This window comes from Bacteroidota bacterium, assembly GCA_039821555.1.
In the GTDB taxonomy this organism is placed as follows: Bacteria; Bacteroidota; Rhodothermia; order Rhodothermales; family Rubricoccaceae; genus JBCBEX01.
The window spans coordinates 550-22115 of sequence record JBCBNX010000030.1 but is presented as its reverse complement, the minus strand read 5'-3'; the positions used below and the strand labels follow the sequence as shown (position 1 = coordinate 22115).

9 protein-coding genes are annotated in these 21566 nt (G+C 67.3%); all 9 read left to right on the top strand.

The annotated features are described in order from the left end of the window. The first annotated feature begins 46 nt into the window (after nt 1-46). The 9 genes from AAFU51_18025 (at nt 47) to AAFU51_17985 (ending at nt 21239) form a co-directional block, all read left to right on the top strand. On the top strand, nt 47-2878 hold the full coding sequence (locus AAFU51_18025; protein MEO1573152.1) for a TonB-dependent receptor: 2832 nt from the start codon (nt 47-49) through the stop codon (nt 2876-2878). Between the two features lie 70 nt (nt 2879-2948). Beyond that, entirely contained in the window at nt 2949-6947 is a 3999-nt protein-coding gene (locus AAFU51_18020; protein ID MEO1573151.1) for a hypothetical protein, read from the top strand. Nucleotides 6948-6997: 50 nt separating this feature from the next. Continuing rightward, nucleotides 6998-8050, top strand: coding sequence for a PorV/PorQ family protein (locus AAFU51_18015; GenBank protein MEO1573150.1), 1053 nt, complete (start codon nt 6998-7000; stop codon nt 8048-8050). Between the two features lie 108 nt (nt 8051-8158). Continuing rightward, complete coding sequence (locus AAFU51_18010) at nt 8159-10282, top strand: T9SS type A sorting domain-containing protein (protein MEO1573149.1); 2124 nt, start codon at nt 8159-8161, stop codon at nt 10280-10282. 182 nt (nt 10283-10464) lie between these two features. Beyond that, entirely contained in the window at nt 10465-13395 is a 2931-nt protein-coding gene (locus AAFU51_18005) for an alpha-amylase family glycosyl hydrolase (protein ID MEO1573148.1), read from the top strand. Between the two features lie 137 nt (nt 13396-13532). Then, entirely contained in the window at nt 13533-15434 is a 1902-nt protein-coding gene (locus AAFU51_18000; protein ID MEO1573147.1) for a glycoside hydrolase family 13 protein, read from the top strand. A 120-nt stretch (nt 15435-15554) separates the two neighbouring features. Then, entirely contained in the window at nt 15555-16790 is a 1236-nt protein-coding gene (locus AAFU51_17995) for an extracellular solute-binding protein (GenBank protein ID MEO1573146.1), read from the top strand. Nucleotides 16791-16859: 69 nt separating this feature from the next. Further along, nucleotides 16860-17879 carry a sugar ABC transporter permease gene (locus AAFU51_17990; protein MEO1573145.1) on the top strand — a complete coding sequence of 340 codons (1020 nt, stop codon included), beginning with the start codon at nt 16860-16862 and terminating at the stop codon, nt 17877-17879. A gap of 267 nt (nt 17880-18146) precedes the next feature. Further along, entirely contained in the window at nt 18147-21239 is a 3093-nt protein-coding gene (locus AAFU51_17985) for an amylo-alpha-1,6-glucosidase (GenBank protein ID MEO1573144.1), read from the top strand. Nucleotides 21240-21566: the final 327 nt, after the last annotated feature.

The following is a 21566-nucleotide window of genomic DNA, read 5'->3' as shown; positions in this document are numbered from 1 at the left end:
CCGCCTTCCGCTCGACCCCACTCGGCCAACCCTGCCGATCTTGCCCATGACTCGTTTCTACGCCCTTCCGCTCCGGTGCTGCGCAGCCCTCGCGCTGCTGCTGATCGCGGCGCCGCTCGCCTTCGCGCAGACGACCGGCAAGATCGCCGGTAGCGTCACCGACTTTGCCACGGGCGAGCCGCTCCCCGGCGTCAACGTGGTCATCGAAGGCACTACCGTCGGGGCCTCGACCGACTTCGACGGCGAGTTCGTCATCATCGGCGTACGGCCCGGCTCCTACACGCTCGTGGCGTCGTACATCGGCTTCGCGCAGAAGTCGATCACCGGTGTGCGGGTGAACGTGGACCTCACCACCACGGTCGACTTCGAACTCCGCGAGGAGGCGTTCGAGGGCCAGGAGGTCGTCGTGACGGCCGACCGCGACCTCGTCCGGCGCGACCTCACCTCGTCCGAGTTCCGCGTCACGAGCGACCAGATCGAGAACCTGCCGGTGCAGGAAGTCGGCGACATCCTCAGCGCGCAGGCGGGCGTGACCACCTCCGGCGGCGGCATCCACATCCGCGGCGGGCGCTCCAAAGAAATCGCCTACTTCGTGGACGGCGTCCGCGTCTCCGACGCCTACGACGGCTCCGTCTCGGTCCAGATCGAGAACGACGGCATCGAGGAGCTGCAGATCATCGCGGGCACGTTCAACGCCGAGTATGGCCAGGCGATGAGCGGCATCATCAACGTGGTCACCAAAGACCCCGCCAACGAGTTCAGCGGCAACATCGACGTGTTCTCTGGCACCTACGCCGTGGCCGGAAGCGGCGGCGAGGACCTGCTTCGCGGTGCCAATGAGGGGGACTACGAGACGCGCAACGACATCCGCTACTTCGGCGTCGATCCGTACTCGTACCTCGAGGTCAACCCGGCGCAGTACTACCAGCTCCAGGGCTCGCTCACCGGCCCCGTCGTGCCCGACCTGCTCGGATTCTACGTCCTCGGGCGCTACTTCAAGAACGACGGCTGGCTCTACGGCGCGCAGGTGTTCAACCCCGACGGCACGCCGGGCGACTCCGCGCTCGTGTCGATGAACCAGTTCGAGAAGCTCAGCGGCCAGGCCACGCTCAAGTCGCGCCTCGGCAACGGCATGAGCCTGAGCCTGACGGCGCTGGGCTCCTACTCGACGGGCACGGACCTCGGCGACCGCTACACCAGCTTCCGCCAGAACCCCTCGGGCCTCGCCGACTTCTTCGAGACGGGCTACAACGTCAACCTCCAGTTCCAGCACACCGTCACGGCGAAGCTGTTCTACACGGTCAACCTCGCCACCGCGTTCAAGCAGTTCGAGCGCTTCGCCTTCGAGGACCCGCTCGACGAGCGCTACTGGACGCCGTTCGCCGTGACGACGCCGGACTCGCTCAACGGCTCGCTCCTGATCCAGGGCCCCACCCGCTTCCTGCGGGGCGGCTACGACCTCGGCCGGTTTGAGCGCTCGACGGCCTCCTACACGATCAAGAGCGACCTGACCACCCAGCTGTTCAAGAACCACCTTGTCAAGGCGGGCGTGGAGCTTCGCCTCGACGACCTCTTCCTCCAGGGCTTCGGGCTCACCGAGGACGAGAGCACCGAGAACATCCCCAACGACCTCCGTATCCCGGACGAGACGTCGAACAACTTCCAGCGCTTCGACGGGGTGAACCCGCTCAGCTTCAGCGCCTACGTCCAGGACAAGATCGAGTACGAGAACTTCATCGTGAACGCGGGCATCCGCTTCGACTACTTCGACTCGAACGGGCAGACGCCCGCGGACGAGGCCGACCCGAACATCTTCAACCCGTTCCGGCTCACCAACCGCTTCCGCGACCTCGACGGCGACGGCGTGATCTCGGCGGAGGAGGAAGTCGATGGCAACCGCCTCACCGTGGAGGACCGCGAGGCATTCTGGTTCGACGACGCGGAGGCCAAGATCCAGATATCGCCGCGCCTCGGCGTGGCCTACCCGATCACGGCCGACGGCGTGATCCACTTCTCCTACGGCCACTTCCTCCAGGTCCCGACGTTCGAGTTTCTGTTCAACAACCCGGGCTACCGCGTCGGCACGACTTCGGGCACCTACGGGCCGTTCGGCAACGCCAACATCGACCCGCAGAAGACGATCATGTACGAGATCGGCCTCCAGCAGGGTTTCGGCGACGACTACCTGCTCGACGTGACAGGCTTCTACCGCGACGTGCGCGACTGGGTCTCGGTCAGCGAGCCCATCGAGACGGTCCTGCCGGGCGTGCAGTACCTCGTCTTCACCAACCTCGACTACTCCAACGTTCGCGGCATCACCGTCGCGCTCTCGAAGCGCTTCAGCCAGGGCTTCTCCTTCGACGTGGACTACACCTTCCAGATTGCGGAAGGCTCGAACTCCGACCCGGAGGAAGCCACGGCCGCGCGCCAGGGCACGGACGCCCCGCGCCTGCAGCTCATCCCGCTGGGGTGGGACCAGCGCCACACGTTCAACGCCAGCCTTTACTTCGGCGGCAACGGATGGGGGGCCTCGACGCTGCTGCGCTACGGGGCGGGCTACCCGTACTCCCCGGCCCCGCGTGAGGACCGCATCCTCCCGACGTTCCCGGCCAACTCGGAGCGCCGCCCGGCGACGTTCAACGCCGACCTCTACGCCTTCTACGACCTTCCCATGCCGGTGGTCACGCCGCGCATCTTCTTGCAGGTCTTCAACCTGCTCGACACGCGCAACGCCAACGCCGTCTTCGGCGACACCGGCCAGCCCGACGTGACGCTGCGCGGGCCGGCCATCGGCTCGACCGACGCGGGCTTCTTCACCCGCCCGGACTTCTACAGTGAGCCGCGTCGCTTCCACCTCGGCCTCCAGCTCAGCTTCTAGCTACGGCACGCCTAGCTACGGCATGCCGCCCCTTGCTGCTCCGTCTCTGATGACTTCGATGACCCCAGCCGTGACTGTTCCCTTCCGTACCCTGCGTCTTGCCGCCCTGGCAGCGCTTGCGCTCCTGCTCGCAGCGCCCGCTTGGGCCCAAGGGCAGATCGACCGCAACCACGTCCCCTCGGACGCCCGCGTTGACCTGTTCGAGCGCCGCAACACCGACATCGACGGCAACCGCCTGCGCACGACCATCTTCAACTTTGGTCAGACCGGTCGCACGAGCGCCCAGGCCCCCGACGAGATCCCGTACGAGTGGCCCAAAAACACCCGGCGTACCTACATCGCGCTGACGGGCCTCTTCACAGGAGCAGAGCTGCCCGACGACGACGACGACGACAGCAACCCGGAGTACATCGTCAACGTCCCGAACTACCGCGAGAACCTCGACGACCCGAACCAGGCCTGGACGTGGGCCCCGGTCGATGGGTACACGAACCCCGCAAGCGAGGACCTGGGCATCCCGCGGAGCGACCGCCCGGAGACGTGGCCGTCGTTCTGGCCGAACCGCCTCGAAGACCCGACCGATCCGGGCTGGGCCGGGTCCTGGAATGGCTTCTTCGGACGCGATGTCTTCAACGCCGACCAGGAGATCTACTACGTGATGGGGGACGACCAGTACCCTGGGCGTGGCGTGCGGTACTTCCCCGATTCGACGGACTTGACGCGGCGCGGCCTCGGCCTCGTCGTCGAGACGCGCGTGCTCGCCTGGAGCCAGGTGCTCATCCAGGACGCCATCTTCATCCTCCACTCCGTCAAAAACGACGGCACCGAAGACCTCTCGACCGTCGGCGTGACGCTCTGGCTGGCTGACTTCGTTGGCGGCTCCCAGGACGCGGACGACGACCGGCCCTTCTTCGACCTGCTCCTCGACACCGCGTTCATGGCGGACGCGGACGGACGGTCCACCACCGAAGGGTTTGCGAACGCCGAAGTGGCCGCCGGTATCGCGTTCTTCCTCGAAAGCCCCGGCAACGCCGTGGACCGCATCGACAACGACGGCGACGGCACCACCGGCGACGATGTCGCGCAGATCAACGGCTACGGGGTGTCCATCGGCGAGCCCGGCAGCCCGATCATCACGGCGGACTTCCTCGCGGGCGAGGGCGACCAGACCGGAGGGTCTGGCGAGCGCCTCCGCTTCGACGGCATCGACAACAACGGCAACGGCGTCGTGGACGAAGACTCCTCGTACGCCGCATTCGGGACGCAGGTCGGCGTCGGCTACGCGGACTACATCGACAACGACGGCGACGGCGAGGTGGACAGCCCCGTCGTCACCCAGGAGATGATCGACGAGGCCGCGGGCGACCGCTGGAACCGCTGGCCTGCCCTCGCAGAGCCCTACGACGGCTCGCCAGTGCACCTCGTCGGCGTCGGGCCGGAAGACCTCGGCCTGCCCTACCGGGACGGCATCGACAACGACGGGGACGGCCTGGAATCCACGCCCCCGTTTGACTTCCTGTTCGAGACGGACAGCCCGGTCGTGACGCAGGCGATGATCGACGCGGCGGCGTCCGATGCGCCGTACTTCCGCTTCGAGGTCCCGGGGACGGACATCATTCTCTATGACGTCAAGGCCGAGGACCTCGGGCTGCCCTACGCCGACGGCATCGACAACGACGGCGACGGGGCCGTGGACGAAGGCATCGACGAGAACATTGACGAGATGATCGACGAGCGCCGCGACGACGGCATCGACAACGACGGCGACTGGCGTTCCACGCTCGACGACGTTGGCCTGGACGGGTCTGATCTCACGGGCGACGTCGGCGAAAACGACGGGTTGCCTTCCTCCGGGGCGGGCACTGACCTGCCGGGTGAGCCGAACATCGACGTGACGGACATCTCCGAGAGCGACCAGATCGGCATCACGAACGTCCGCTACCGCCCGGCGGGCAGCGTCTCGTTCCAGTCGGATCCGGACAGCCGCTACTTCACGAGCTTCCTCACCCCAGGTAAGTTCACGCTTCTGCAGCCGGGGCAGCCGCCGCCGGGCGGCTCCAACGACAACGACCTCTTCGTGTCGAGCGGCCTCTTCCCGCTGCGGGCTGGCCAGACCGAGCGCGTCTCGTTCGCAGTCATCTTCGGCGACGTGAACTACCAGGCTGCCGCGACCAACGTGGAGCAGCGCTATCAGGACCACCTGGCTAAGCGCCAGAACGCGCAGGAGGCGTACGAGGCGGACTACCGCTTTGCGCAGGCACCCACCACGCCAACCGTCCGCGCCGTGGCCCGCGACGGGGCGGTGACACTCTACTGGGACGACGAGGCCGAGCGCTCCTTCGACACGTTCATCGCCGACCTGGACGCGCCCGGGCTCAACCCGAATGACTTCGAGGGCTACCGCGTCTACCGGGCCACCGACCCCGGCTTCCTCGACGCACGGACGATCACGGACGGGTTCGGCAACCTCCAGTTCCTCCGGCCGATCGCACAGTACGACCTCATCAACGGCAACGAAGGCTTCCACCCGGTAGACATCGCTGGGACGAAGTACTTCCTCGGGTCTGACACCCGCGACCCGGGCGAGGCGTCCGACGGGCTCGTCCACACCTTCACGGACACCGAGGTCATCAACGGCGTGACGTACTACTACGCCGTCGTGAGCTACGACTTCGGGGCCTTCACGCTCGCTACGCAGCCGGGCCAGCAGGCCTTCGAGATTCCGCCGACGGAAAGCCCGATCTCCATCTCGATCCGCTCGGACGGGTCGCTTGGCCGGACCGGTCCGAACGTGGTCGCTGTGACGCCCGAGCAGGGGGCAGGCGGCTACATTGAAGCGGACCTCACGCAGCTGGAGCAGACGCGCGGACTCGGGACGGGGGTCGTTAACTACACGATCCTCGACCCGACGGCCATCCAGGACGGGAACCGATACCGCATCACGTTCCGCGATACGCTGCTGCTCGGCTCCGATGCCACGCAGGACACGCTGACCACGCTCGACTTCACGCTCGAAGACCTCACCGACGGCGAGGTCCTCATCGAGAACTCCGAGGCGCTGGGCGACGACGATGAAGTGCTCGTCACGGAAGGCTTCCAGCTCTCGTTCGAGAACGTGGGCCTCACCACGCCTATCGATTCGCTGACAGGGTGGAGCGACGACGCGGTCTATGACCTCGAAGCACGCCGCTTCAACGTGGGCATCTCCGGAAACCAAATCGGCCTCCGCTTTCCTGCCGACTACCGCGTTGTGGTGGGGCAGCCAGGGAGCGGCCAGTCCGTCGCGTTGCCCGTACGCATTCCGTTCGCGCGCACGCTGCCCGCGAAGCCGACCAACTTCCGCGTGTTCCAGCAGGTGATCGGGAGCAACGGCCAGATCGAAGAAGTCGAGGTGCCGTATGCGTTCTGGGACCTCACCGGTGACGGTGCAGTCCAGTTCGAAGAGGGCACGGCAGCTACGAACCTCTTCAGTCTCGATCTCGAGGCACTCGGTGGCCAGGGCGATAGTGACATCATCGTCTTGCTCCAGGACGTACCAGGTGACGGCACCGACGACCTCGTGCCGACGTGGCAGTTCAAGTTGAGCATCGTCCAGGGGACGGGGACACGCAACCCGCAGGCGGGAGACGAGGGGGCCCTTGTCACAGCAAAGCCGTTCCTCGCCAGCGACGCGTTCGAGTTCGTCGCACAGGGTCCAGACCTGGACGTGGAGGCCGCGCAGGCTACCCTGGATGATATCAAGGTGGTGCCGAACCCCTACATCGTCACGAATCGCTTTGAGCCGCAGAACCCGTTCCCGACGGGACGCGGCGACCGCGTGATCCGCTTCACGCGCCTACCGCCGCGCGCGACTATCCGCATCTTCACCGTGAGCGGGCGTCTCGTCGAGATCATCGAGCACAACGAAGGCTCCAACGAAGACCTGACGCCTGAGCAGCTCCTCGACGGCGTGGCCGAGTGGGACCTGCTCACGCAGGACCGCCTGAGCGCCTCCTACGGCGTCTATCTCTACCACGTCGACGCGCCCGGCATTGGCGAGACGACGGGCACCTTCGCCCTCATCAAGTGATGGCTCCTTCTACCGCGCTTTCCGACCGGCCCTCCCGAACCGACAGGCCCATGACGTTTAGTCCCCAACCCTCCTCGAAGCCCCGCGTCCTCGCGGCCCTCGTGCTCGGCGTGCTCGTGAGCGTGCCGCTGCTCGCCCCGCGCGCCACCGCCCAGGACAAGGTCGGCACCGCCGCCGCCGAGTTCCTCAACATCCCGGTCGGCCCGCGCGCCACGGCGATGGGCGGCGCCTTCGGAGCCATCGCCGACGACCTCTCGGCCGTCTACTGGAATCCCGCTGGGCTGGCGCGCATCAACGGGGGCAGGCTGGCCTTCGAGTACGCCTCCTGGCTGGAGGGCCTCGATTTCAACCACGCGAGCGTGGCGGCCTCGACGGGCTTCGGGACCGTCGCCCTCTCGTTCACGGCCATGACGACGCCCGAGATGGCGCGCACGACCGAGTTCGACCAGGACGGGCTCTCGGGCGAGACGTTCACGGCGGGCTCGTATGCCGTGGGCCTGACCTACGCCCGCGCGCTCACGGACCGCTTCATGCTCGGGGCGACAGTCAAGGTGCTGCACGAGTCGATCTACGAGACCTCAGCGACGGGCGTCGCCTTCGACATCGGGACGATGTTCACGACGCCCTTCAACGGGATGCGGCTGGGGGCCTCGATCTCCAACTTCGGCACCAAGATGCAACTCGGTGGCGAGGGCCTGCTCGTGCCCGTGGATACCGCTCCCGACCAGGAGGGCAACAACAACAACATCCGGTCGACGCTGGCTACCGAGGCGTTCGACCTCCCGCTCAACATGCGCGTGGGCATCGCCACGGAGGTCTACCAGACGGCCGAAACCCGCGTGACGCTCGCCGTGGACGCGGTCAGCCCGAGCGCGGCGGGGCAGTACGTCAACCTCGGCGGCGAGGTGGCGCTGCTCGGCGGCCTCGTGCAGGTGCGCGGCGGCTACCAGGAGCTCTTCCTCGACGACAGCCCGCGCTCGTTCACCCTCGGCGGCGGCCTGAACTACGGCTTCGGCTCGCTCGACCTCACCGCCGACTACGCCTACGAGGCCTTCGAATTCTTCGACGGCGTCAACCGCATCAGCTTTGCGCTCGGCTTCTGATCCATCAGCTTGAGCGCGTTCACTAGTGCCGTATCTGCGGCTCTTTCGCGTGCACCCCGGCGTCTGCTGGGCCGCACGCATCCTTCCTCCAACCATTCCACATCTGTTATGCAACGGACCTTTGCTACCACTGCGCGATGGCTCGCGCTGGCAGCGTTCGTGTTCGCGGTGGCGATGCCTGCCCAAGCGCAGCGCAACGTCACGCTGCGGCTCAACACCGCCACGCTGCCCGATACGGTCAAGACCGATATCGACCGCAACATCCAGGTGCGTGGCTGCCTCGACGGCTGCGCCGACGACCAGAGCGCGCTTCCTGACGGCAGCGTCATCGCCTGGAACGACAACACTACCCTCACGCCGAGCAGCCAGGGCGGCGATTTCTGGGAGGCGTCCTTCCAGATCCCGGACAACGAGACGCTGAACTTCAAGTTCTACTCCGACCAGTCCGAGATGGCTGGCATCGGTGGCTGGGAAGACGGTGGCAACCACCAGATCGAAGCCGGCACGGGCGACGTCGAGCTCGACGTGCACTACTTCGAGAAGGGCGACGACCAGCCTTACGACTGGCGGCCCTTCACCGTCGGTCCTGACCAGGTCGGCGTCTGGTTCCGCGTCTACATCGACACGGAGCAGGCCACCCTCAAGGGCCTCGACATCGACGACGAGAACCTCCAGATTGGCGTGCGCGGCAACCCGGACGTCGGCGGCTTCCAGGGCGAGGAGACCAACACCATGGACTGGGGCGCGACCAACATCGTCCTCACCCAGGAGGCCGAGAGCGGCCCGGCCGCGGCCCTTTACTCGGGTCTCGTGACCTACCCGGCCTCAGCGGCCGGCACGCAGCAAGCCTACAAGTTCTTCTTCTCGGACACGGACACGCCTGACGGCTGGGAGGACATCTCGGGCGGCGGCGATCGCCTCTTCACGGTGCCGTCGAGCGACACGACGCTCTACTGGCAGTTCTACGGCGACTCGCCGGCCAACGACGGCTCGACCGTCGAGGCAACGGTGGACTTCCTCGCCGACGTGCAGCCGCTCGTGGACGTGGGCCTCGTCTCGCTCGCGCGAGGCGACGCCATCCAGGTGCGCGGCGCGTTCAATGGCTGGGACTGCCCGGACGACAACCAGGACGACTGCGGCCTCTTCCAGATCCCCGGCTCCCTCGACTTCGGCAACTCGGTGCCGATCACGGCCGCCCCGTCCGACGAGATCAACTACAAGTACTACGTCGTCTTCAACATCGACGAGGACGGCGATGGTGAGCTCGACGACCCCGAGTGGGGCAACATCGGCTGGGAAGAGCCGCTCGACAACGGCGGTGGCAACCGCATCTTCGAGTTTGCGGGGTCTGCCCAGACACTCGACACGGAGTTCTTCAACAGCATCCGCCGTCCGAACGTGATCCCGGCGGGTGACCCGATCCCGGTCACCTTCTCGGTGGACATGACGGCGGCGCTCGGCTTCGACGCCGACCCGTTCGACCCGGCCACGGACAAGGTCACGCTCCAACTTGAAGACGCCGTCTGGCGGGTCACGCAGGGCTTCGCCCCGGCGCAGCCGACCGACGGGCTGCTCACGGACTTCGAGCTGACCGACACCGACGGCGACGGCATCTACACGGGCGTGTACAACGTCCTGCGCCCGACCTACAACGGCATCGGCTACCGCTACGCCTACGGCAACACCGATGACGGATTCATCGTCGAGGGCGCTGGCGGCTTCGACACGGGCCGTCGCCGCTACCGCTACATCACGCCGGACAACGGCACCATCCCGTCGAGCTTCGAGTTCGCTCTCGACGCCTTCCGTTCGACGGACGTCGACAACCCCGATTCGGTGATGCCGATCGAGGCCAACCCGACCGACCCGAACCGCGACGACCTCATCGCGAGCAACCCGCTCTTCTTCGACAACGGCTTCACCGACCCGCTTTCGGTGGCCATCGAGGAAGTCGGCGGCGCGCTCCCGACGACGATGGCGCTGGCGACGGCCTACCCGAACCCGTTCCGCGGCAGCACGCAGATCGAGTACAGCGTACCGCAGGCCGGGCCGGTGTCGCTCATGGTCTACGACGTCACGGGCCGCGTGGTCGCCACGCTCGTGGACGAGGTGCAGACGGCGAGCAACTACCGCGTCGGCTTCGACGCGTCGGGGCTCGCGGCGGGCGTCTACGTCTACCAGCTCCGCACGCAGGAGGGCCTCGTGAGCCAGCGTCTCACGGTCATCCGCTAGCGCTCGGCGGCTGACGCCGCCTCCGCGGTATGGAGGTGTGCAGGTATGAATGTGTGGACGTACATGCACTCACGTTCATACCTGCACACATTCACACATCCATACCCAGACCTGCACGCCGGTCCCTTTGAACGGGGGCCGGTGTTTTTATCCGTAGTTCCAGCCACCTCCTCTCCAGACTGATGCGCCGTCTTCCCTGGCTCCTGGCCCTCGTCTTCGCCCTCGTCGGCACGCTCCCGACGCAGGCGCAGACCCTCGACCTCACGTTCCGCTTCGTCCCGGATCTGACGCCGCCCGCCGTCACGCCGGTGCGCGCGTTCTTGCCGGGGTCGTTCAACGACTGGGGGCCGAACAGCAGCGGGCGCATCCAGATCGGCGCGCCGTCCGCGATGGACTATGTGCCGCAGGAGAACGAGTACCGCAAGACCCTGACGCTGGACATCGGGGGGACGTACCAATACAAGGTGCACTACCACAACAACGGCGACGGGAGCAACTTTACCTGGATCACCGACCCGCTCAACCCCGTGTTCGTCGGGCCGAACGCCGACTCGCAGATCGAGGTCGTCGACCCGATGTTCTTGCAGGCTGCGCGCGAGACGGACAACGGTGGCAACATCGTCGCGGTGTCGGCAGGCCTTTTCGGGACCGCGGAGTTCACCCGCATCGACTTCGAGGTCAACGCGACGACGTATACCAACGGGCTCGATTTCTACGACGCCGAGAGCGGCATCTTCCGCTTCGAACTCCCTGAGGCCGTCGCGCCGGGCTCGCGGTTCGCGCTCAACGCCGAGGACATGATGGGGCGCACCGTCAGCTTCGACATCGGCGTGCCGCCGCCGACCGTCGTGGACCAGGCGCGGCCCGTCGGCATCCAAGACGGCATCACCTACTCCGACGCGGAGCCCGGCAAGGTCTTCCTCTCGCTCCTCGCCCCGAGCAAGAGCTACGTCTACGTCCTCGGTGACTTCAACGACTTCCAGCCGGACGACGCCTACCTCATGCGCCGCGACGTCGTCAGCGACGACGAGGTGTATTGGTGGCTGGAGATGGACCTCACGCCCGGCGAGACGTATGCCTTCCAATACCTCGTCGACGGCACGCAGCGCGTCACCGACGCCTACGTCCCGCTCGTCCTCGACCCGAACAACGACCGCTTCATCCCCGAGTCGGTCTATCCGAACCTGCCCGAGTATCCCGACGGTGCGCAGGGCATCGTCGGCGTGCTCACGCCCGGCGCGACGCCCTACGACTGGCAGGACGACGACTACGAGCGCCCCGCGCAACAGGACCTCGTCATCTACGAGATGCTCGTCCGCGACTTCATCACCGCGCACGACTACGACACGCTCGCCGACACGCTCGACTACTTCGTCAACCTCGGCGTGAACGCGCTCGAACTAATGCCGATTCAGGAGTTCGGCGGCAACGAGAACTGGGGCTACCAGCCGACCTTCCACCTCGCCGTGGACAAGTACTACGGCCCGCCCGAGCAGCTCAAGGCGTTCATCGACGCGGCGCACCAGCGCGGCCTCGCGATCATCCTGGACGTCGTCTACAACCACGCCGACCAGCCGTCGCCGCTCGTGACGCTCTTCGGTGCCAACGACGCCAACCCGTACGTGCACGTCCCCGAGCAGCACCCGTTCAACGTCTTCACCGACCTCGACCACACCTACTTCGGCGTGCAGCGCTGGCTCGACCGTGCCAACGAGTGGTGGCTGACCGAGTACCGCGTGGACGGCTTCCGCTTCGACCTCTCGAAGGGCTTCACGACGCGCGACTACGGGGGCGATGTTGGCGCGTGGAGCGCCTTCAACCAGGGCCGCATCGACCTGCTCACGCGCATGGCCGACGAGATCTGGGCTGTGGACGACGACGCCTACATCATCCTGGAGCACTTCGCCGACGCCCGCGAAGACCGCGCGCTGGCCAACTACGGCCGCGACGCGGGCTTGCCGGGCATGATGCTCTGGAACAACTTGAACCGCGCCTACAGCCAGAGCGCGATGGGCTACCCGACGGCAACCGACTTCGAGAGCACGCTCGAACGGACGTATCCGCCGAACAACGGCTACCCGCTCGACGGCCAGATCACGTTCATGGAGAGCCACGACGAGCAGTGGCTGATGTACCGCAACCGTGAGTTCGGCAACCGCTCCGGCGACTACGACACGCGCACGGTCGAGACCGCGCTCGAGCGTATGAAGCTCGTCGGCGCGTTTTTCTACACGGTGCCCGGCCCGCGCATGCTCTGGCAGTTCGCTGAGATCGGCTACGGCGGTGGGCCCGGCGAGTGCCTCCGCGACGGCGGCGGCGGCGGCTGCGCAACGAGCGACCCCGGCCGCACCGGCAACAAGCCGATCCGCTGGGACTACTTCGCCGACGTGGCGCCCGACCGCAACGGCTTCAACGGCCAGGTACAGGTCACCAGCGCGTCCGAGCGCGAAGCGCGCGTGCGCCTCTACAAGACGTGGGGCGCGCTCCTCAAGCTGCGCAACGAGAACGCCATCTTCACCTCCGAGCTCACCGACGTGGACCTCCGCGTGGGGCGCACGGCAGACCGCTACATCCGGCTCTCCTATGGCGGCGCGCCCGCCGGGCAGCCGAGCGAGGTCGTGATTGTCGGCAACTTCGGCGTCGTGTCCGATGACGTGACCGTCGATTTCGCTGAGGGCGGCGACTGGTTCAGCTACTTCGACAACGGCGACCTCGAACTCGCAAGCGCCGGGCCGCAGACGTTCACGCTGCTGCCGGGCGAGTTCCGGGTCTACACCAACGAGTTCGTCGAGAAGCCTGAGCCGGGCCTCGTCGTGACCGACGCCGAGCAGATCGACACGGCCGTCCCGGCCACGCTCGCGCTCGACGCCGCCTACCCGAACCCGTTCGCCACCTCGACGACGCTCGAATACGCGCTGCCGCAGGCCACCGACGTGACGCTGACGGTCTACGACCTCCTCGGCCGCCAGGTCGCCACGCTCGTGGACGCCCCGCAGACGCCGGGCCGCTACGCGGTCTCGTTCGACGCCGCCGGACTGGCAAGCGGGGCCTACGTGGTGCGACTAGCAGCGGGTGACTCGGTGGAAACGACGCGCCTGACGATCACGCGTTAGCTCGACGCACCCCCCGCTTCTCTCCCCGTAAAGGGTCGGGAAGCTGTCCCACTCACGCGTGAGGGGGACAGTTCGAGTGTAGCGAGAACAGGGGGTGTCGACGCAGCGCTTCGCTCATTCACACGCTCAGAGTCTCTGTGTTTCGCTTCGCCTCCTTCGCGCTTCTGCTCGGTACGTTCCTCGGGCCCCGTCTCCAGGCTCAACCCGTCCCGAGTTGGGCCGCCGACGCAGTCTGGTACCAGATCTTCCCTGAGCGCTTCCGCAACGGCGACCCGACCAACGACCCCACGGTCGCGTCGCTCGACTTCGGGCAGGACATGACCACGGAGGACGCCTGGGCCATCACGCCGTGGACGGGCGACTGGTACGCCCAGGCCGACTGGGAGGCGGCCATCTCGACGTTCTACGACCCGCCGGTCTTCATGCGGCGCTACGGCGGCGACCTCCAGGGCGTCATCGACCAACTCGGCTACCTCGACTCGCTCGGCGTCAACGCGCTCTACTTCAACCCGGTGTTCCACGCGCCGAGCATGCACAAGTACGACGGCGCGAGCTTCCACCACATCGACCCGTACTTCGGCCCCGATCCCGAGGGCGACCTCGCGCTGATGGCAGGGGAGACCGCCGACCCGGCGACGTGGACCTGGACGTCCGCCGACTCCCTCTTTCTGCAGATGCTCACCGAGGCGCACGCCCGCGACATCCGCGTCGTGATCGACGGCGTCTTCAACCACACGGGCACGCGCTTCTTCGGCTTCAAGGACCTCGTCGAGAAGCAGCAGGCGTCGGCGTTCGCAGACTGGTACGAGGTGAACGCGTTCGACGACCCTGACACGTCCGAGAACGAGTACGACTACAACGGCTGGTGGGGCTACGACGCGCTCCCCGTGCTCCGCGACTCGCTCGACGCCGACGGCGACCCCGTGACGCTCAGTGCTGGACCGCGGCAGTATGTCTTCGACATCACCCGGCGCTGGATGGACCCCAACGGGGACGGCGACCCGTCGGACGGCATCGACGGCTGGCGGCTCGACGTGGCCGACGAGGTGCCGACGGGCTTCTGGGCCGAGTGGAACGATCTGGTGTTCGAACTCAACCCCGAAGCCTACACCGTGGCCGAGACGTGGCATGACGCCGTGGACTTCCTGCGCGCGAGCGGCTTCTCGGCGGCGATGAACTACCACGCCTTCGCGATGCCCGTCGAGGACTGGCTGATCGACGGCCGCATCGGGGCGCAGACGTTCGCGGCACAACTCGTCGAGCGCCGCCTGCCCTATTCGACCGAGCGAGCCTATGCGATGCAGAACCTCATCGACAGCCACGACACCGAGCGCGTGGCGTCGGGCATCGTCAACGGGCACCTGCCCATCGACTTCGACCAGCAGCCGAGCCCGCGCCACCGCGAGGACTACGCCGTCCGGGCACCCAGCGAAGCCGAACGCGATATCCAGCGCATGATCGCTGTGATGCAGGTCGCCTACGTCGGCGCGCCGATGTTCTACTACGGCACCGAGGCGGGCATGTGGGGCGCGGACGACCCGGACGACCGCAAGCCGATGGTCTGGCCCGACCTCACCTTCGCCGATGAATGCACGGACCCGCGTGGCCTCGAACGCACGTGCGACCCCATCGCCTTCGATGTGGAATTGTTTGCGTTCTACCAGAGCGCCATCGCGCTGCGGCACCGGCACGACGCACTCCAGCACGGCGGCTTCTCGGTGCTCCACGCCGACAGCACGACCAACACGCTTGCGTTCCAGCGGCTGCACACGACCGCCGTCGATGGCGAAGAGGACACGGAGGAACTCGTGATCGCCTTCAACCGCAGCGACACGCGCCAGAAAATCGCCCTGCCGGGCCTCGGCGACGCGGAAATCCACCCGCTCGTGCCGATCTTCGCCTCACGCGGCGACCTCGCCGTGATTCCCTCGCTGACGATCACCCTCGACGAGTCGGGGCGTCCGCCTGCGTTCGCGCTCGACGTGCCCGCCCGGACGGCGGTGGTCTACCGGCGCCTCCAAGATGAGGACTATCGATAGGGGCATCGGCGATTTCGATCTTTGTTAGTTGTCATCCTGAACTTGATTCAGGATCTCCCTCATGTCGCTGAGATGCTGAAACGAGTTCAGCATGACGAGTAGGGGAGACCTGAGCTTCTCATGCGCCTTCTCCTCCCTCTGCTCGCCCTTCTCCTCCTGCTCCCCGCCTGCGAGAGCGGAGCGGAAGAGGGCGTCACGACCGTTCGCATCTGGCACCTTAAGGACGCCGAGGAGCGGGTCGTGCTGGAAGAGGCAGCCGAACGCTACAGTGCGGCGAATCCGGAGGTGAACGTGGAGGTGCTCTACAAAGACACCGAGGAACTGCGCAACCACTACGTCTTCGGGGCCATCGGCGGGAAGGGGCCGGATATGATCTACGGCCCGGCGGACAACGTGGGCCTCTACGCGCTCACTGAGACCGCAATGGCGCTCCAGGACCGCGTCGATCCGGCGTTCATTGAGCGCTTTGAGGAGGACGGCCTGCTCTTCTGGGGCGATAGTCTGCTCCTCGTCGCCGACCAACTGGGCTCGCACCTCACGTTTGTCTACAACAAGACGCTCATGCCCGAGCCGCCCGCCACGCTGGACGAACTCGTGGCGATGGCCCCCGAGTTGACCGTGGACGCCGACGGCGACGGCCGGCCGGAGCAGTACGCGCTCACGTGGAACTACACCGAGCCGTTCTTCCTCGTCCCGTTCCTCTCCGGCTTCGGCGGCTGGATGCTCGACGAGAACGGACGCCCCACGCTCGATACGCCAGAGATGGTCAACGCCATCCAGTTCGTCCTCGACCTGCGCGACGAGCACCAGGTGATCCCGCGCGAGAGCGACTACAACATCGCCGAGACGCTCTTCAAGGAGGGCCGCGCCGCCGCCGTCATCAACGGCCCGTGGTCGTGGGGCGGCTACGCCGAGGCGGGCGTCGACTTCGGCATGGCGCGCATCCCGTACAACACCGAGACGGGCATCTGGCCCGCACCTATCGTCTCGGCGCGCGGCTACTCGGTCAACGCCGCCGTCACCGACGAGAAGCTGCCCGACGTGCTCGACGTGCTCGACTACCTCACGAGCGAGGAGGTGCAGCGCCAGATGGTGCGCGATCTCTTCGCCATCCCCACGCTCAAGACCGTCCGCCGCGACACGGTGCTGATGCAGAGCAACGAGTTCGTGCAGCAGTCGCTCAGCCAGGCTGAGGTCTCCAAGTCGATGCCAACCGAGCCCCAGCTCCGGCAGATCTGGGACGGCATGCGCGGGCCGTACCAGCTCGTGATGAACGGCAACGTCTCCGCCGAGGAAGGCGCGCGCCTGATGCAGAAGCAAGCTGAAGAGCTGATCGCCGACACGTTTGATTCATAGGGCTGCGTGCTCTCGGCAGTCGGCGGGCGGGCCGACGGCGGGGAGCCGATAGCCGAGCCCCTCGCTCCCATGACCGAAGCCCCACCGGAAGCACTCGCTCTGACGCAGGAGGAAGAGGCGCGCGACGCCGCCATCGCCGCGCTCGCCGCGAGCGAGTCGGACGGGGCGCGGCTGGCGCGAACCGCGAAGCCGCCTCGCATGAGCGAGGAGGCGCGCTTCAAGTGGTTCCTCGCCTTCCTGCTCGGCCCGACAGCGCTGATCGTCTTGGCCGTGGTCGCCTACCCGTTCTTCTACAACGTGGCGATCTCGTTCTCGAACATGAACATCTATCACCTGCGTGATTGGGAGTTCATCGGGCTGGGTCAATACGCCTCCGTGCTCGCCGACGGCCGCGTGTGGAGCATCCTCGTCAAGACGACCATCTGGACGTTCTCGGGCGTGTTCTTTCACGTCGCGCTGGGCGTCTTCCTGGCAGTGATCCTGCACGAGAAGTTTATCCGCGGCAAGAGCGCGTGGCGCATCCTGCTCATCTTGCCGTGGGCGGTCCCGCAGTACATCACCGCGCTGACGTGGCGCGGCATGTTCAACTACGAGTACGGCGCGATCAACCTCATCATCACGAAGTACATGAGCCTCCCGGCCGTCGAGTGGCTGACGAGCCCGACGGAGGCGTTCCTCGCGGTGATCCTGACCAACGTGTGGCTCGGCTTCCCGTTTATGATGGTGATTGCGCTCGGCGGGTTGCAGTCGATCCCGGCGGCGCTCTACGAGGCGGCCGACGTGGACGGGGCCTCGGCGTGGGACAAGTTCTGGAACATCACCGCGCCGCTCCTGAGGCCGGTCATGGTACCCGCGATCACGCTCGGCATCGTGTGGACGTTCAACAACGTGAACGTCGTCTGGCTTGTGTCCAATGGCGGCGAGCCGAACGACCAGACGCACATCCTGGTGTCGTACGTCTACGAGGCGGCGTTCTACATGTACCGCTTCGGCTGGGCGGCCGCCCTCTCTATGGTCATCTTCGCCATTCTGTTTACGTTCACGCAGGTCTTCCTCAACCGCACGAACGCGACGGAGTCGGTCTACTAAGGATCGGTCCTTCGTCCTTTGTCACTCGTTGGCGGTAGCTCCACCCCCTTGTCACCCCGAGCGAACGTAGAGAGCCGAAGAGTCTTGCCCTCGCGAATGCGGGGGCACCTCGTGCTTGCGTTCTTGTTGCGCGACGGCTCCCCCCGTTCTCATCGTCTCTGCGCCTGGCGACGCTCCGCTTTTCGAACTGTCCCCCTCAAAGGTGAGGGGGACAGCTTGGCCGCCGTCCAGGCGCGCCAAGCGGGGGGAATCGTGCTGGCACTCTGCATGCTCCTGCTCGCCCTCACCGGCTGCCGGGAGACCGACTTGCCCGCCGACGCGCTGGTGAGCGCTGGCCCCGCGCTCCTCGCTGACCTCGCCGTGCCGGTACCTGCGCTCGACGATTTCTCCGTCGACTCGCTCGCCATCCGCAGCACGGTCCAGAGCGACACGCGCGGCGGCTTCTTCTACGACGCCCTCAACGGCCCGCAGACAGACGACGCCATGGGCTGGAGCGTCGGCGGGTTCCGCGTTCTCGACGGCTGGCGGTGGGAGGCGGATACCATTGCGCTGGGCCCCGACCGGCGTGTCGGCAGCGCGGCGCGGCCCGACTTTGCGGTGCGCACGTACGAGGCGGCGTTGCCCGACGACGTCCTGTCGAGGCTCGCGCGCGTCTTCTCGCGGGAACGGCCCCTCACCCTTACTGAGCGCCTCACGCTGCTCGACGCGACCGCCGATGCGCCAGGTGCGCTGCTCGTGGAGGTAGCGGATTCCGTGGGCGCTCTCACGCTGAGGCCGGTCGTCAGCGACCGCGGCCCGAACGGCTACAACGTTCTGGATGAGAGTGGCGCGCTCGCGGTGGCGCGAGGCAACTACCTGAACCGCCGAGGTCGACGTCCGGTATGGCTGGCGGTGCGGGCCACGGACGGCACGGTGAGCACCCGCGTCGCCGAGGTCGAGCCCGACGCGGGACGTGCGCGCGGAGTAACCGTCGGCACAGTGACGTTCGAGACGCCGGGGCGCGTGGCGATGGCCGTCGGGGACACGCCCGAGGAGGCCGCGGCCCGTGCTGCGGCCGCCCTCCGCGAGGCTGAGACGCACAGAGCCCGCCGCGCCGAGCGCATGGCCTCGCTCCTCGACCGCACCTACGTGCGTCCGAGCGACGACCGCCAGCGCCGGGCCCTCGCCTGGGCGCATCTCATGGCCGACGCCCTCGTCGTCCGCGACTCGGTGCGGACGACCGTCGCCGAGGGACTGCCCGGCTCGCTCCGCTTCCCCGGCCGCAGTACCCTGCGCACGCTCGCCCCACTCTTCCTCGCCACGGGCGACTTCAAGACCGCGCGCGCGGTGCTCACCGCGTTCGGCCGCGCGCAGGTCTTCGACGAAAACCTCGAAACGCTTGGTCGCGCCCCGAACGCCATCGTCAATGGCCGACCCGAGTTTGCCACCACCGACGCCACGCCCGTCTTCGGCGCGGCCGTCGGCGACTACGTCCGCGCCGCTGGCGACCCCGCGCTCATCTTCGGCGAGCCCGACTACTGGTTCAAGACCGTCTTCGCCACGCGCGGCCTCTACGGCGAAAACACGCGGCGCAACGCGCTGGTGGACAGCCTCGGCTTCCTCCGCGCTGGAGCGGGGGAGACGTGGATGAGCGAACTCGACCGCACCGGGACGCCCGTCGAGACGCAGGGCGCGCTCGTCCGGCACCTCCGCGCGATGGGCCGCTTCGCCCGGATCATGCGCGTCACCCAGCGCGCCGGGGAGTTCGAAGCCCGCGCTGATGCCCTCGAACAGCGCCTCGTCCAGACGTACTTCTCCGACCGCACGGCGCCACTCGACCGCCTCGACCGAGGGGGACGGCCCGACGAGACGCTCCGTCCCAACGCGCTCATCGCGCTCGCCGACCTCGACCTCGACCCTGAACTCGAACGGCAGGCCACACGCCGCCTAGCGGAAGCGCTCGCCTACGAACACGGCGTCGGCACGCAGGCGCAGACCGACTCGACGACCTTCTACCCGTACCTGCGCGCACCGGAGTTCTTCGAGCCGCCCCGCGCCGCTTTTCGGGGGCCCGCGTGGACCGCGCTTGCGGCACCGCTCGTGCGTCTGATGGTGAAGCAGGGGGGCACCGCGGCGGCGCTGACGCTGACGCAGGCACAGGCCGCGCTGCTGCTCGACCAGGGAGCTGTGGGCGGGCTTCCGGCGGTCGTCGATGCGCACCCGCACCCGGGCGAGAACCGACCCCGGATGGGCGGCTCACCGGTAGACCTGCACGCGCTCGCTGGCTTCGTGGGCAACGCCTGGCAAGACTACCTCGGCGCGCGCTACGCGGCGGCCAACCGGCTTGTCCTCGAACCGCGCATGCCTGCGCCGTGGGGCACGACGGCCGCACGGCTCCGCCTCGGCGATGGCTTCGTCCAGGCGACACTGACGCAGACCGAGTCGGCGCTGTCGCTTGGCATCGTGCCGGAGGGCCGCCTCGCTGCCAACGCCGAACTCCGCGTGCGCGCGTTTGGGCGCGAGATCGCAGTCCCGCTGGTCACGATGCAAGGCGACACGCTGGCCGTCCCGCGCGACTCGCTGAGCATCGAAGTGACGCCGACGAGCGCGGCCGTAAACGGAGGCGCCATCGAGGTGGTGGCGACGTACGATCTGCCCGCGCCGGGCCTCTGGGACGACTTCGCGTTCGTCGTGCCGCGCGTCCGCGACCAGTACGAGGTCATGCGCCGCGTCGAGCGCCGCAGCAGCCTCTCGATGGCGCAGGTCAGGCGCCCGCTGCCGGTCGCCCGCTCCATCCTCTCACGTACCGATCCCGAGGGCGACGACTGGGGCGCCACCACCTCGTTCACCTACCCGACCGGCCTCCCCGACGGCGTCCTCGACGCCCGGTTCCTCGAACTCACCGCCGACGACTCGACGACCTACTTCCGCATCGACCTCGCGCGTCCGATGCCCGACGACCGCGCGGTGCCGTTCTTCGTGGCGCTCGCCATCGACCGGGACGACGGCGACGCGCGCGACATCGGGCGTGGGGCAGACCTGCGCCTGCCCGGCGGCGCGGGCTACGACCACATTGTCTACGTGGGCGACGGCGTCCGCGTGGAGACAGGACGTGGCCGCGTGCTCGGACGTCTCGAAGGCGGTGGGGCGCTCATCGAGCCCGGCGCGACGCGGCTGACGTTTGCGCTGCCGCACTACATCCTCCCGCGCCCGCAGCGCGGCGATGAGGTGACGCTCCTCCTCGGCGCCTATGCCCCCGGCGATGGCGTGGGCCGCTTCGCCCCGGTCGGCCGCACCGCCACCGCCAGCCAAGGCGGCGGCAAGCCCCGCGCCGATGGCCCCAACATCTACGACCTCATCACAGCCACCGTCACAAGATGAGCGAGGAGCGACCAGTGACTAGAGGCTATTGCAAAACTCCTTTCGAGCTGCGGCTGGCTGTGCAATCGCTCTCGCGGCGTTGCGCTGCATCGCCGATGCTCATGCATCGGCTGCTTCACGCGCCTTGCGGGAGCGTTGCTCGCTCAGCCTCGCCCTTCGAACCGACTTCTGCAATAGCCTCTAGCGAATAAGGGCGTGCGCGTGCCGCGAAGCCCCAGCCCGCCCTGGTGGTAAAGCGGGGCACCTTCGACCTTCGACCTTCGACCTTCGACCTTCGACCTTCGACCTTCGACCTTCGACCTTCGACCTTCGACCTTCGACCTTCGA

Coding starts and splice junctions, on each gene's coding strand:
- AAFU51_18005 (MEO1573148.1), top strand. CDS start 10,465: ATGCGCCGTCTTCCCTGGCTCCTGGCCCTCGTCTTCGCCCTCGTCGGC.
- AAFU51_18025 (MEO1573152.1), top strand. CDS start 47: ATGACTCGTTTCTACGCCCTTCCGCTCCGGTGCTGCGCAGCCCTCGCG.
- AAFU51_17995 (MEO1573146.1), top strand. CDS start 15,555: ATGCGCCTTCTCCTCCCTCTGCTCGCCCTTCTCCTCCTGCTCCCCGCC.
- AAFU51_17990 (MEO1573145.1), top strand. CDS start 16,860: ATGACCGAAGCCCCACCGGAAGCACTCGCTCTGACGCAGGAGGAAGAG.
- AAFU51_18015 (MEO1573150.1), top strand. CDS start 6,998: ATGACGTTTAGTCCCCAACCCTCCTCGAAGCCCCGCGTCCTCGCGGCC.
- AAFU51_17985 (MEO1573144.1), top strand. CDS start 18,147: ATGCTCCTGCTCGCCCTCACCGGCTGCCGGGAGACCGACTTGCCCGCC.
- AAFU51_18010 (MEO1573149.1), top strand. CDS start 8,159: ATGCAACGGACCTTTGCTACCACTGCGCGATGGCTCGCGCTGGCAGCG.